The sequence below is a fragment of the Ralstonia flaminis genome (genome assembly GCF_958415495.1).
In the GTDB taxonomy this organism is placed as follows: domain Bacteria; phylum Pseudomonadota; class Gammaproteobacteria; order Burkholderiales; family Burkholderiaceae; genus Ralstonia; species Ralstonia flaminis.
This window is the reverse complement of sequence record NZ_CATZLL010000012.1, coordinates 71,593-83,692: the sequence shown is the minus strand read 5'-3', so window position 1 is coordinate 83,692 and position 12,100 is coordinate 71,593. Positions and strand designations below refer to the sequence as shown.

14 protein-coding genes are annotated in these 12,100 nt (G+C 63.4%); 5 read left to right on the top strand and 9 right to left on the bottom strand.

What is annotated here, in order from left to right; all coding sequences use genetic code 11:
- Positions 1-93 precede the first annotated feature (93 nt).
- The 4 genes from prfB (at position 94) to R2N11_RS18210 (ending at position 4,541) form a co-directional block, all read left to right on the top strand.
- Positions 94-1,198, top strand: a protein-coding gene (prfB, locus tag R2N11_RS18225; RefSeq protein WP_199031832.1) for a peptide chain release factor 2 whose coding sequence is annotated in 2 segments (ribosomal slippage) — positions 94-174 and positions 176-1,198 — 1,104 coding nt in all. Because the reading frame shifts where the segments join, the coding sequence is not laid out codon by codon here.
- A gap of 22 nt (positions 1,199-1,220) precedes the next feature.
- Entirely contained in the window at positions 1,221-1,961 is a 741-nt protein-coding gene (locus R2N11_RS18220) for an SDR family oxidoreductase (RefSeq protein ID WP_199031833.1), read from the top strand.
- 24 nt (positions 1,962-1,985) lie between these two features.
- The gene (lysS, locus tag R2N11_RS18215; protein WP_316681895.1) at positions 1,986-3,521 is read left to right on the top strand and encodes a lysine--tRNA ligase; all 1,536 of its coding nucleotides are present in this window, start codon (positions 1,986-1,988) and stop codon (positions 3,519-3,521) included.
- A gap of 270 nt (positions 3,522-3,791) precedes the next feature.
- Complete coding sequence (locus tag R2N11_RS18210) at positions 3,792-4,541, top strand: glycine zipper 2TM domain-containing protein (RefSeq protein ID WP_316681963.1); 750 nt, start codon at positions 3,792-3,794, stop codon at positions 4,539-4,541.
- 81 nt (positions 4,542-4,622) lie between these two features.
- Here R2N11_RS18210 and iscX read toward each other — a convergent pair whose 3' ends face one another.
- The 9 genes from iscX to iscR all read right to left on the bottom strand — a co-directional run bounded on the left by iscX (position 4,623) and on the right by iscR (position 10,668).
- Positions 4,623-4,817 (bottom strand): Fe-S cluster assembly protein IscX, encoded by a 195-nt coding sequence (iscX, locus tag R2N11_RS18205; RefSeq protein ID WP_199031835.1) that lies wholly within the window; start codon positions 4,815-4,817, stop codon positions 4,623-4,625.
- A 34-nt stretch (positions 4,818-4,851) separates the two neighbouring features.
- Positions 4,852-5,190, bottom strand: coding sequence for an ISC system 2Fe-2S type ferredoxin (gene fdx, locus R2N11_RS18200; RefSeq protein WP_199031836.1), 339 nt, complete (start codon positions 5,188-5,190; stop codon positions 4,852-4,854).
- 44 nt (positions 5,191-5,234) lie between these two features.
- Positions 5,235-7,100 carry a Fe-S protein assembly chaperone HscA gene (gene hscA / locus R2N11_RS18195; protein ID WP_316681894.1) on the bottom strand — a complete coding sequence of 622 codons (1,866 nt, stop codon included), beginning with the start codon at positions 7,098-7,100 and terminating at the stop codon, positions 5,235-5,237.
- 72 nt (positions 7,101-7,172) lie between these two features.
- A complete protein-coding gene (gene hscB, locus R2N11_RS18190) occupies positions 7,173-7,700 on the bottom strand; it encodes a Fe-S protein assembly co-chaperone HscB (RefSeq protein ID WP_316681893.1) in 528 nt (175 codons plus the stop codon).
- 35 nt (positions 7,701-7,735) lie between these two features.
- The gene (locus tag R2N11_RS18185) at positions 7,736-7,936 is read right to left on the bottom strand and encodes a DUF3565 domain-containing protein (protein WP_316681892.1); all 201 of its coding nucleotides are present in this window, start codon (positions 7,934-7,936) and stop codon (positions 7,736-7,738) included.
- A gap of 19 nt (positions 7,937-7,955) precedes the next feature.
- Complete coding sequence (iscA, locus tag R2N11_RS18180; RefSeq protein ID WP_199031840.1) at positions 7,956-8,276, bottom strand: iron-sulfur cluster assembly protein IscA; 321 nt, start codon at positions 8,274-8,276, stop codon at positions 7,956-7,958.
- Positions 8,277-8,310: 34 nt separating this feature from the next.
- Positions 8,311-8,712 (bottom strand): Fe-S cluster assembly scaffold IscU, encoded by a 402-nt coding sequence (gene iscU, locus R2N11_RS18175; protein ID WP_064804064.1) that lies wholly within the window; start codon positions 8,710-8,712, stop codon positions 8,311-8,313.
- A gap of 68 nt (positions 8,713-8,780) precedes the next feature.
- Complete coding sequence (locus R2N11_RS18170) at positions 8,781-9,998, bottom strand: IscS subfamily cysteine desulfurase (protein WP_316681890.1); 1,218 nt, start codon at positions 9,996-9,998, stop codon at positions 8,781-8,783.
- A 76-nt stretch (positions 9,999-10,074) separates the two neighbouring features.
- The gene (gene iscR, locus R2N11_RS18165; protein ID WP_199031842.1) at positions 10,075-10,668 is read right to left on the bottom strand and encodes a Fe-S cluster assembly transcriptional regulator IscR; all 594 of its coding nucleotides are present in this window, start codon (positions 10,666-10,668) and stop codon (positions 10,075-10,077) included.
- 426 nt (positions 10,669-11,094) lie between these two features.
- Between iscR and R2N11_RS18160 the strand changes: the two genes are divergently transcribed.
- Positions 11,095-12,066 carry a sugar ABC transporter substrate-binding protein gene (locus R2N11_RS18160; protein ID WP_316681889.1) on the top strand — a complete coding sequence of 324 codons (972 nt, stop codon included), beginning with the start codon at positions 11,095-11,097 and terminating at the stop codon, positions 12,064-12,066.
- Positions 12,067-12,100: the final 34 nt, after the last annotated feature.

Genomic DNA, 12,100 nt, shown 5'->3' with positions numbered 1-12,100 from the left:
GGATGCCGGAAAAGGCCGGGTTCACCCACCCGCGCGGGCTGGGAACCCCTTGATTCCGCTATAATTTCTCGTTTCCGACCGGATTTTTGCACCATGGAAGCAGAACGCCTCAATGCCATCCAGAACACGTTGGCCGACCTGAAGACGCGCGCCGACGAACTTCGGAGGTATCTTTGACTACGACGTCAAATCTGAACGTCTAGTTGAAGTCGACAAAGAGCTCGAAAACCCGGAGGTCTGGAACGACCCCAAACGTGCCCAGGACCTGGGCCGCGAGAAGAAATCGCTTGAGGGCGTGGTCCATACGCTGACCAAGCTCGACGAAGACCTCAATGGCGGCGCCGAGCTGTTCGAGCTGGCCCGCGAAGAGGGCGACGACGACACCATCGAGGCCGTCGAGGCTGACACCGCAGGCATGCGCGCCATTGTCGAAGACATGGAGTTCCGCCGCATGTTCTCGGGCAAGATGGACGCCGCCAACTGCTTCATCGACATCCAGGCCGGTGCCGGCGGCACCGAAGCGTGCGACTGGGCATCGATGCTGCTGCGCCAGTATTTGAAGTACTGCGAACGCAAGGGCTTCAAGACCGAAGTGCTGGAAGAGTCCGAAGGCGACGTTGCCGGTATCAAGAGCGCGTCGATCAAGGTCGAGGGCGAATACGCATTCGGCTTCCTGCGCACGGAAACTGGCGTGCACCGTCTGGTGCGCAAGTCGCCGTTCGATTCGGCGGGTGGTCGCCACACGTCGTTCTCGTCGATCTTCGTGTACCCGGAAGTGGATGACTCGATCGAGATCGAAGTCAACCCGGCGGACCTGCGTGTCGACACGTACCGTGCATCGGGCGCGGGTGGTCAGCACATCAACAAGACCGATTCGGCCGTGCGGATCACGCACATCCCGACGGGCATCGTCGTGCAGTGCCAGAACGACCGCTCGCAGCACCGCAACCGCGCCGAGGCGATGACGATGCTGAAGTCGCGCCTGTACGAGCACGAACTGCGCAAGCGCCAGGCCGAAGCCGACGCGCAAGAAGCCGCCAAAACGGACGTGGGCTGGGGCCACCAGATCCGCTCCTACGTGCTGGACCAGAGCCGCATCAAGGATCTGCGCACCAACGTGGAAATCTCCAACACGCAGAAGGTGCTGGACGGCGATCTCGATGCCTTTATCGAGGCCAGCCTGAAGCAAGGCGTATAAGCACGTAACGGAGCCGATCATCATGGCCGACACGTCCCTGTTCATCCTGACCGGTGCCTCGCGCGGCCTGGGCGCCGCGCTGGCCCAGGCGCTGATGCAGCCGGGAAACCGCCTCATCTGCGTGGCGCGCGGTGACAACGCTGAGTTGCGCGCGCAGGCGGCTGCCGCTGGCGTTGCGCTCGACTGGTACCAACTCGATCTGTCCGACGCGCACGCCGCCGAGGCCTGGATGACCAAGACGCTGGCCGCCCTGCCCGCCCACAAGAACGTGACGCTGGTACTCAACGCCGGCGCAGTCGAACCGATCGGCACCATCGACACGCTGCGTGCAGACACGCTGCTATCGCATCTGCAATTGAACCTGGCCGGCCCGATGGCGCTGACCGCTGCCCTGCTACGCGGCACCGCCGCGTGGAATGCACAGCGCCGCGTGCTGGCGATCTCGTCGGGCGCTGCGCGCCGGCCGATCGCCGGCTGGGCTGCGTACTGCACGGGCAAGGCCGGGCTCGACATGTTCGTGCGCGCGCTCAACGCCGACGGCGACGCCAGCGTGCGCGCCGTGGCGCTGGCCCCGGGCGTGATCGACACCGATATGCAACGCACCATCCGTGGCGCCGACTTTGCCGGCGTGCAGCGCTTCCGCGATCTGCACGCACATGGCGAGCTGGTCTCGCCGCAAGACGCCGCCATGCGCATCGCCGCCTACCTCGTCCGCCCCGATTTTGGCGCGACCGAGCTAGACGACCTGCGCAACCACGCCTGACACGACTTTCCTCTCATCACCACCATGACCGAACAGAACAACCCGGCCGAATCGAACGCCGTGCCCGCGCAGGATGACAACAAGATCATCGCCGAGCGCCGCGAGAAGCTGGCAGAGATCCGCCAGCAAGGCGTCGCCTTCCCCAACGATTTCCGCCCGACGCACCACGCTGCCGACCTGCAAGCCAAGTACCGCGAGCTAGAACAGACCGCGCTGGAAGCCGAGCCGGTGCAAGTAGCCATCGCCGGCCGCATGATGCTCAAGCGCGTGATGGGCAAGGCCAGCTTTGCCACCGTGCAGGACGCCACCGACCGCATCCAGTTCTACATCAGCCGCGACGCGGTGGGCGAAGACGTCTACGCCAGCTTCAAGAAATGGGACCTGGGCGACATCGTGGCCGCCCGCGGCACACTGATGAAGACCAAGACCGGCGAACTGTCGGTGGCCGTGACGGAACTGCGCCTGCTCTCCAAGAGCCTGCGTCCGCTGCCGGGCGACTACTACGGCCTGGCCGACCAGGAGCAAAAGTACCGCCAGCGCTATGTCGACCTGATCGTCTCGAAGGAGACGCGCGACACCTTCCGCGCCCGCACCAAGGCCATGGCCTCGCTGCGCAACTTCATGGCCGGCAACGGCTTCATGGAGGTGGAGACGCCGATGCTGCACCCGATTCCGGGCGGCGCCGCAGCCAAGCCGTTCATCACGCACCACAACGCGCTGGACATGCAGATGTTCCTGCGCATCGCGCCGGAGCTCTACCTCAAGCGCCTGATCGTGGGCGGCTTTGAGCGCGTGTACGAGATCAACCGCAACTTCCGTAACGAAGGGGTGAGCCCGCGCCACAACCCCGAGTTCACGATGATGGAGTTCTACGCGGCCTACACGGACTACCGCTGGCTGATGGACTTCACCGAGAACCTGATCCGCCAGGCCGCCATCGACGCTTCGGGCACCGCTACCCTGACCTACCAGGGCCGTGAGCTGGATCTGGCCAAGCCGTTCCATCGCCTGACGATCTGCCAGGCCATCCAGAAATACGCGCCGCAATACACCGACGCGCAACTGGCTGATGTCGACTTCCTGCGCGCCGAACTCAAGAAGTTCAAGATCGACACCAACGCGCCGCAGTTCCTGAACGCCGGTGTGGGCACGCTGCAGCTCGTGCTGTTTGAGGAGACGGCAGAGTCGCAACTGTGGGAGCCGACCTTCATCATCGACTACCCGGTGGAAGTGTCGCCGCTGGCGCGCGGCTCCGACACGCTGCCGGGCATCACAGAGCGCTTCGAGCTGTTCATCACCGGCCGCGAAATCGCCAATGGCTTCTCCGAGCTGAACGACCCGGAAGACCAGGCCGAGCGCTTCCGCAAGCAAGTCGAGCAGAAGGATGCCGGTGACGAAGAAGCCATGTTCTACGACGCTGATTACATCCGCGCGCTGGAATACGGCATGCCCCCGACCGGCGGCTGCGGCATTGGTATCGACCGCTTGGTCATGCTGCTGACTGACAGCCCGAACATCCGCGACGTGATCCTCTTCCCGCACCTGCGCCGCGAAGACTGACCGTCCGGTTGTCCTGACTGAAAAAACGCCCCTTCGAGGGCGTTTTTTCTTGACCACACGAGGCGAAAATCCCGCGCCTCCCCCGCGATTTGTAACATCCCCCTGGCTTCACAATGTGTATCAACAATCGCTAAGTCACTGATTTTTCATAACAAAACCGAGCTACAGATGCTTACAAATTAAAACGGCATCCATTTGGGCGATAGACCACACTGTGATCATCGAAGGGCCAAAGCGATCACCAACGATCATGGCCGCAGGAGAACGATGATGAACAACAGCATTCAACCGAACCAAGGTCAACCGTACGGCGGCACGTCGCCGGGCCAAGTCACCCCGACGCCCAATTCGCGCCGTATGCACCCGCTGATGACCACGGCCGCCGTTGCCGTAATCATCGCCAGCCTGACGGCAGTGGCTGCCATCACCGGCGTGCTGCCGACATCGAAGGCCACGCAGGGCAGCACGGATCCGAACGTCGCCGCACAATCGGCCACGGCAACGCCGGGCGCTTCCGCGCCGCTGGCCCTGGCAGCACCGGGCCAGACGACCCAGCCGAATCAGGCGGCGCCCTACCCTACCCAGAACGTGGCGCCAGCCCCGGCACAGGCGCGTGAGCCCTCTTATGCTGAACGTGCTCCGTCGACCAGCCCGAGCTATACGCAAACGCAGCCACGCCAGTCGGCAAGCCCCTACGCCGGCCGCGTGACATCAATCACGCCCATCACCACACAAGGCAAGGAAACGGGCCTCGGCGCGATCGGTGGTGCCGTGGTGGGTGGCCTGCTGGGCAACCAAGTGGGCCGCGGCAATGGCCGCACGTTGGCCACGGTTGCCGGTGCGCTGGGTGGCGGTTACGCCGGCCACGTGGCAGAAAACCACTACAGCCGCGATACGCAATACCGCGTGAACGTGCACATGGACAACGGCACAAACCGCAGCTTCACCTACAAGGCTGCGCCGGGCTTCCAGTCGGGTGACCGCGTGCACATCGAGAACGGCACGCTGGTAGCAGGCTGATTCGCCGCTACCTCCGCGCCAAAAGAAAACCGGCCTTTCGGGCCGGTTTTTTCATGCGTGCGCGTTATATGAACGACGCGCTTACTCCGCCTCGTCAATCCATGCTTGCTGGATCGCTTCCAGGAATTTCTCGCCACCACGCTTGTGGTCGTCGTCAAACCCGTCCAGGCCGACCACCTTGTTGTGCAGATCGACAAAGTTCAGTTTCGTCGGGTCGACGTCGGGGTAGGTGTCGTACAGCGCTTCCGCGATCTGCTGGATGTCGTTCCATTTCATGATGGGTGCTCCCTTCCACCACCGGCCACGCGGCTCAGTGGTTTTCCTTGGCGTGGTTGATGGTGTACTTCGGGATCTCGATGGTGAGGTCTTCGTCCGTCACCTTGGCCTGGCACGACAGGCGCGAGTTCGGCTCCAGGCCCCAGGCCTTGTCGAGCAGGTCTTCTTCCTTCTCGGTGGCTTCGTCCAGCGAGTTGAAGCCCTCACGCACGATCACGTGGCAGGTGGTGCAGGCACACGACTTTTCGCAGGCGTGCTCGATCTCGATATCCGCGCCCAGCAGTGCGTCGCAGATGGTTGTGCCGGTCTTGGCTTCGATCACGGCCCCTTCCGGGCAGTATTCGACGTGAGGAAGGACAACGATTTGGGGCATGAAGAAACTCGTTCGATGGGTGTGTTGGGTGACGCAATCGGCAATCAGCCGAGCTCCTCGATACGTTTGCCGGCCAGCGCGCGGCGGATGCCGCGGTCCATGCGGCGCGCGGCGAACTCGTCGGTGGCGTGCGACAGCGCATCCACGGCGTCCTTGATGGCGCGGTGATCCTCGCCCTGGATGGTGGTGCGTAGCGCGGCGATTTCAGTGTCGATGGCGGCGCGTTCGTCAGCCGAAAGCAGATCGCCGTCGGCCTCCAACGCATGCGTCAGTGCTTCGAGCAGGCGTTCGCCTTCGACGCGCTCTTCGGCCAGCGCGCGGCGGCGCATGTCGTCTTCTGCAGACTGGAAGCCCTCTTGCAGCATGCGGGCGATGTCGTCATCGCCCAGGCCATACGACGGCTTCACGATAATCGATGCTTCCACGCCAGAGACCGTCTCGCGTGCGGAGACCGACAGCAGGCCATCGGCGTCCACCTGATACGTCACGCGGATGCGCGCCGCGCCCGCCACCATCGGCGGAATGCCGCGCAGCTCGAAGCGCGCCAGCGAGCGGCAATCGCTCGCCAGTTCGCGCTCGCCCTGCAGCACGTGAATCGCCATGGCCGTCTGGCCATCCTTGAAGGTGGTGAATTCCTGTGCGCGCGCCACGGGAATCGTGCTGTTGCGCGGGATGATCTTCTCGACCAGACCGCCCATCGTTTCAACGCCCAACGACAGCGGGATCACGTCGAGCAGCAGCCAGTCTTCGCCCGGTGCGCGGTTGCCGGCCAGCAGGTTGGCCTGCATGGCCGCGCCGATGGCGACCACCTGATCCGGGTCAAGGTTGGTGAGCGGCGTACGGCCGAACAGTTGGCCCACGGCACGGCGGATGATGGGCATGCGGGTCGCGCCGCCCACCAGCACCACGCCCTTGACCTCGTCCACGGTGACGCCCGCGTCGCGCAGCGCACGGCGCACCGGCCCCAGCGTCTTCTGCACGAGATTGGCGGTCAGCTCGGCGAAGGTCTCGGCGCTCAGCACGAGGTGCACGGTCTCGCCTGTGGAGAGCATCGCGTCGATCTCGGTGCTGTCGGCGGTGGAGAGCCATTCCTTGGCGGCGCGCGCCTTGTTCAGCAGCAGGCGGGTGTCTTCGGCAGACAGCGGCTGCAGGCCGGCTTGCTCGACGATCCAGCAGACGATGCGCTGGTCGAAGTCATCACCACCCAGCGCCGAGTCGCCGCCGGTGGACATCACCTCGAACACGCCCTTGGTGAGCTTGAGCACGGAGATATCAAACGTGCCCCCACCCAGGTCGTACACGGCGTAGACACCCTCGGCCGCGTTGTCCAGGCCATAGGCAATGGCGGCAGCGGTCGGCTCGTTCAGCAGGCGCAGCACGTTCAGGCCGGCCAGCTTGGCGGCGTCCTTGGTGGCTTGACGCTGTGCGTCGTCAAAGTACGCCGGCACAGTAATCACCGCCCCAACCAGCTCGTCGCCGAGTGTGTCTTCCGCGCGCTGGCGCAGCGTGGCAAGAATCTCCGCCGACACTTCCACCGGGCTCTTCACACCGGCCACGGTCTTCAACTGCACCATGCCGGGCGCGTCGACAAAGTCGTAGGGGGTGTTCTCGATGTGGGCGACGTCCTTCAGGCCGCGACCCATGAAGCGCTTGACCGAGATGATGGTGTTCTTCGGATCGCGCACGGCTTCGGCCTGGGCCTTGTAGCCGATATGTGCGCCGCCGGCGGGCAGATAGCGCACCACGGATGGCAGCAGCGGGCGGCCCTGATCATCGGGCAACACTTCCGGCACACTGCTGCGCACGGACGCTACCAGCGAGTTGGTCGTGCCCAGGTCGATGCCTACCGCCAGACGGCGTTGGTGCGGTGCGGGCGATTCGCCGGGTTCGGAAATCTGCAGTAAAGCCATGGGATGTCTCGATTGCGCGGAAGTCGCAGGATGCCGGCCTCGGCAACCCGCCATTGTCGCAAATTCTGTGTTTTAGTCGTCCAGCCGGTCGATTGCCTCGGCAGTGTCGCGCTCGATCTTTTCAATGAACATCAACTGGCGGACGGCATCTGCGGCAGCGACACTGTTGCCGTCACCGTTGAGCAACCCTGCCAGCGCAGCGTAGCGCACACGCTTTTCCTTGCGCAGCATGCCAAGCAATGCATCCAACGCATCAACGTCACGCGCTGCCTTGGCGTCGCCCAGCGATTCACGCCACTCCATCTGCTGCAGCAGAAACGCGGGCGGCATGGCGGTGTTGTTCTCTGCCTGCACGTCGATGCCCTTCAAATGCAGCAAATAGGTGGCGCGCTTGAGCGGATCACGCAGCGTCTGATACGCCTCGTTGGCGCGCGTGGCCCACTGCATGGCAACGCGGCGCTCGGCGTCACCTGCGTGCGCGTAGCGATCAGGATGCGCCTGCGATTGCACGGTGCGGTACGCAGCGTTCAACGCGTCTTCGTTGACCTCGAAATCCTCGGGCAAACCGAACAAGGAGAAATGCGTATCGCTGACGTTCATGAATAAAAAAAGCGGCCGCGCCGCCGTTGTGTTGCTTACTCGATCGGCTCGCCCCGATCGCACTTCAGGCACTCCACCACCACGCCGATTTTGCTGGCACGCCCTGCCTCGGTTTCAGTCCAGGGCCGTTGCTGCCAGGGCGGATCGTGGCGCATATGTTGCCCGTGCCCGCAAGCGAGACGGGCGACCCAGTGGCCTTCCTCGTCCCGCTCGAAACCGACAATCGCCTGCTTCAACTCACTCGGCCGCGCGCGCTCAAACGCGGAACGACTCGCCGCAACCGCACTCGTCCTTCACGTTCGGGTTATTGAAGCGGAAGCCTTCATTCAGCCCTTCGCGCGCGAAGTCCAGCTCGGTGCCATCGATGTACGGCAGGCTCTTCGGATCGACGATCACCTTGATGCCGTTGGATTCGAACACCTGGTCTTCCGCGGCAATCTCGTCCGCATATTCGAGCTTGTAGGCTAGGCCCGAGCAACCCGTGGTCTTCACGCCCAGGCGCAGGCCCACGCCCTTGCCACGGCGGGCAAGGTAGCGGGAAACGTGTTGCGCGGCCTTGTCGGTCAGGGTGATCATGCTGCGTCCTTTCTATTGATGCTGGATGCGCGGCTTAAGCAGCCTTCTGCTCGGCGGTGCCGTGCTTTTCCTTGTAGTCGGCCACGGCCGCCTTGATGGCGTCCTCAGCCAGGATCGAGCAGTGGATCTTCACCGGCGGCAGCGCCAGTTCTTCAGCGATCTGCGTATTGCGGATCTCCAGCGCTTGGTCCAGCGTCTTGCCCTTCACCCACTCCGTCACCAGCGACGACGAAGCGATGGCCGAGCCGCAGCCGTAGGTCTTGAACTTGGCGTCTTCAATCACGCCTTGCTCGTTCACCTTGATCTGCAGCTTCATCACGTCGCCGCAAGCCGGCGCGCCGACCATGCCGGTGCCGACCGTGTCGTCGCCCTTCTCGAAGGAGCCGACGTTGCGCGGGTTTTCGTAGTGATCCAGAACCTGGTTGCTGTAAGACATTTCACACCTCTTTCAATCGTTGGCTGGCGCGAGAGGCGCCGCTATCCGTTGTCCGTCAAACGCCGCGCTTAGTGCGCCGCCCATTGAATGCTGTTCAGATCCACGCCGTCCTTGTACATCTCCCACAGCGGAGACAGGTCGCGCAGCTTGTCGATCTTGCCCTTGAGCAGTTGGATCACGTAGTCGACTTCTTCTTCCGTAGTGAAGCGGCCCACCGTGAAGCGGATCGAGCTGTGGGCCAGTTCGTCGTTGCGGCCCAGGGCACGCAGCACGTACGAGGGCTCCAGCGAGGCCGACGTGCAAGCCGAACCCGACGACACGGCAACGTCCTTGATCGCCATGATCAGCGACTCACCTTCCACAAAGTTGAAGCTGATGTTCAGGTTGTGCGGCACACGGTGTTCCATGTCGCCGTTCACGTACACCTCTTCCATGGTGTTCAGGCCTTGGTACAGGCGATCGCGCAGCATGCGGATGCGCTCGTTCTCGGTGGCCATTTCTTCCTTGGCAATGCGGAAGGCTTCGCCCATGCCGACGATCTGGTGCGTAGCCAGCGTGCCCGAACGCATGCCGCGTTCGTGACCGCCGCCGTGCATCTGCGCTTCGATACGGATACGCGGCTTGCGACGCACGTACAGCGCGCCGATACCCTTTGGCCCATACGTCTTGTGCGCCGAGAACGACATCAGGTCGACCTTCAGCTTCTGCAGGTCGATACCCACCTTGCCCGTGGCCTGTGCGGCATCCACGTGGAAGATCACACCCTTCTCACGGCAGATCTCGCCGAGCTGCTCGATGTCCTGAATGACGCCGATCTCGTTGTTCACCATCATCACGGAAGCGAGGATGGTGTCGGGGCGGATGGCCTGCTTGAAGACCTCGATGTCGATCAGACCGTTGTCCTTCACATCCAGGTACGTGACTTCAAAGCCTTGGCGCTCCAGCTCACGCGTCGTGTCCAGCACAGCCTTGTGCTCGGTCTTGACGGTGATGATGTGCTTGCCCTTGCTGCTGTAGAAATTGGCCGCGCCCTTGATCGCCAGGTTGTTGGACTCGGTAGCGCCAGACGTCCACACGATCTCGCGCGGGTCAGCGTTCACCAGCGCGGCAACCTGCTCGCGTGCGGTCTCGACGGCCTTCTCGGCTTCCCAGCCAAACGGATGGCTGCGCGAGGCCGGGTTGCCGAAGCTCTCACGCAGGTACGGGATCATCTTGTCGACCACGCGCGGATCCACCGGCGTCGTCGCGGAATAGTCCATGTAGATGGGAAGTTGCAGGGTGCTCATATCTTGTCTGCCTTGTGTGGGGGGCGATGTTCTACATGTGGGGCTGGCGTCATGGCCAGACCTCACGCTGACGCAATCACGACTGCGCCAGACTGAAAACGGAGTTGACCAGCGGTGCACGCTTGACCGGCTCGGCGGCCACCGACGTGGCCGGCGCATCAACGGCGCGGGCACGGGCCGGCGACCGTTCGCGACGTGCAGGACGCGCTTCACGCATGTCCTGAATCACTTCGGGCTGGCGTTCGCGCTGCTGGTCGACCAGGTTCTGCAGCGACACCGAATCGAGGTACTCGACCATCTTCTGGTTGAGCGTGGCCCACAGGTCGTGCGTCATGCAGCGACCGTGCCCGGGGTGCCCAGCATGATCCTCGCCGCCGCAATTGCCCTTGCCGCCGCACTGGGTGGCATCAAGGGGCTCATCCACGGCGATGATGATGTCGGCAACCGTGACGTCGTCTGCACGGCGCGCGAGGCTGTAGCCGCCGCCCGGGCCACGCACGCTCTCCACGATTTCGTGGCGGCGCAGTTTGCCGAACAGTTGCTCAAGGTACGACAGCGAAATCTTCTGACGTTGGCTGATGCCAGCCAGCGTGACCGGACCTTGCTCTTGGCGCAGCGCCAAGTCAATCATGGCGGTGACCGCAAAGCGGCCTTTGGTGGTCAATCTCATGGCGTCGGGGAAATACCTGATCGTTTTGCTCAAGTATAAAGGAACCCGACAAAATCGGTCAACTAAGGTGTCGGGGGATTCCGCGTCGCAGCAAGGGGATTTGCTGATCCCACCTGGGTGGGCAACCGCGCGGCAGGCCGTATTGTGGACTAAAACAATCAACCACATCGGGTAGGGCTATCTCACCGCTCCTGCACCGCACCTTGCTAGCGCGATGCGCGAAGCGGCACCACTGCGGGTTTTTCCTTATGCAGTAGACAACCTAAATTCATTGACTTTTGCTACGCGCCCGTCGAGACTGTTAAATACGCAAACGTTTGCGAATGACGCGGTGCGATTGCCCTTAGGATTGGCTTACGATTCTTCGGGCAACGACAACCGCCTCCACCCCAGCCCCAGACAGGCCCCCTTCCTGGAGGAGACACCATGGATATCCGCCGTCGCCGCGCCCTGCAAATTGGCGCGGGCTCTGCTGTAGCCCTTGCCCTGCCCCTGCCGCTCATCTTCCAATCCTCGCTGGCGCGCGCCGCCAATCAGCCACCCAAGGTGGCACTGGTGATGAAGTCGCTGGCCAACGAGTTCTTCCTGACCATGGAGAACGGCGCACGGGCCCATCAGAAAGCCCACGCCTCGGAGTACGCGCTGCTGACCAACGGCATCCGCGACGAAACCGATACCGGCGGCCAGATCCGCTTGGTCGAGCAGATGATCGTCGCGCGCGTGGATGCACTGGTGCTGGCGCCGGCCGATTCCAAGGCGATGGTGCCCGTGGTCAAGAAGGCAGTGGACGCGGGCATCCTCGTCATCAATATCGACAACCGGCTGGACCCGGCCGCACTCAAGGAAAAGGGCCTGAACGTGCCCTTCGTGGGCCCGGATAACCGCAAGGGTGCGCGCCTGGTCGGTGACTTCGTCGCCAAGGGGCTCAAGCCGGGCGACGAGGTGGGCATCATCGAAGGCATTCCGACCACCACCAACGCCCAGCAGCGCACCGCCGGCTTCAAGGACGCTGCCGAGGCCGCCAAGCTGAAGATCGCCAGCGTGCAATCGGGCGAGTGGGAAATCGACAAGGGCAACAAGGTGGCCGCCGCCATGCTGCGTGCACAGCCGGACCTCAAGGCTCTGCTGTGCGGCAACGACAACATGGCGATCGGCGCCGTATCGGCCGTGCGTGCGGCGGGCAAGCTGGGCAAGGTACTGATTGGCGGCTACGACAACATCGACGCCATCAAGGCCATGCTGGCCGACGGGCGCGTGGTGGCCACGGCAGACCAGCACGCCGACCAGCAAGCCGTCTATGGCATCGAAACCGCCCTGAAGGCCCTGGCCGCCAAGACGCCGCAGGCGAAGTTGTCGGGCGTGGTTGAAACGCCGGTCAACCTCGTCACGCGCACCTGACCCCCTGACCCGATCGACAGGCAAGCCGCCGCCA

Coding starts and splice junctions, on each gene's coding strand:
- R2N11_RS18220 (WP_199031833.1), top strand. CDS start 1,221: ATGGCCGACACGTCCCTGTTCATCCTGACCGGTGCCTCGCGCGGCCTG.
- lysS (WP_316681895.1), top strand. CDS start 1,986: ATGACCGAACAGAACAACCCGGCCGAATCGAACGCCGTGCCCGCGCAG.
- R2N11_RS18210 (WP_316681963.1), top strand. CDS start 3,792: ATGAACAACAGCATTCAACCGAACCAAGGTCAACCGTACGGCGGCACG.
- iscX (WP_199031835.1), bottom strand. CDS start 4,817: ATGAAATGGAACGACATCCAGCAGATCGCGGAAGCGCTGTACGACACC.
- fdx (WP_199031836.1), bottom strand. CDS start 5,190: ATGCCCCAAATCGTTGTCCTTCCTCACGTCGAATACTGCCCGGAAGGG.
- hscA (WP_316681894.1), bottom strand. CDS start 7,100: ATGGCTTTACTGCAGATTTCCGAACCCGGCGAATCGCCCGCACCGCAC.
- hscB (WP_316681893.1), bottom strand. CDS start 7,700: ATGAACGTCAGCGATACGCATTTCTCCTTGTTCGGTTTGCCCGAGGAT.
- iscA (WP_199031840.1), bottom strand. CDS start 8,276: ATGATCACCCTGACCGACAAGGCCGCGCAACACGTTTCCCGCTACCTT.
- iscU (WP_064804064.1), bottom strand. CDS start 8,712: ATGTCTTACAGCAACCAGGTTCTGGATCACTACGAAAACCCGCGCAAC.
- R2N11_RS18170 (WP_316681890.1), bottom strand. CDS start 9,998: ATGAGCACCCTGCAACTTCCCATCTACATGGACTATTCCGCGACGACG.
- iscR (WP_199031842.1), bottom strand. CDS start 10,668: ATGAGATTGACCACCAAAGGCCGCTTTGCGGTCACCGCCATGATTGAC.
- R2N11_RS18160 (WP_316681889.1), top strand. CDS start 11,095: ATGGATATCCGCCGTCGCCGCGCCCTGCAAATTGGCGCGGGCTCTGCT.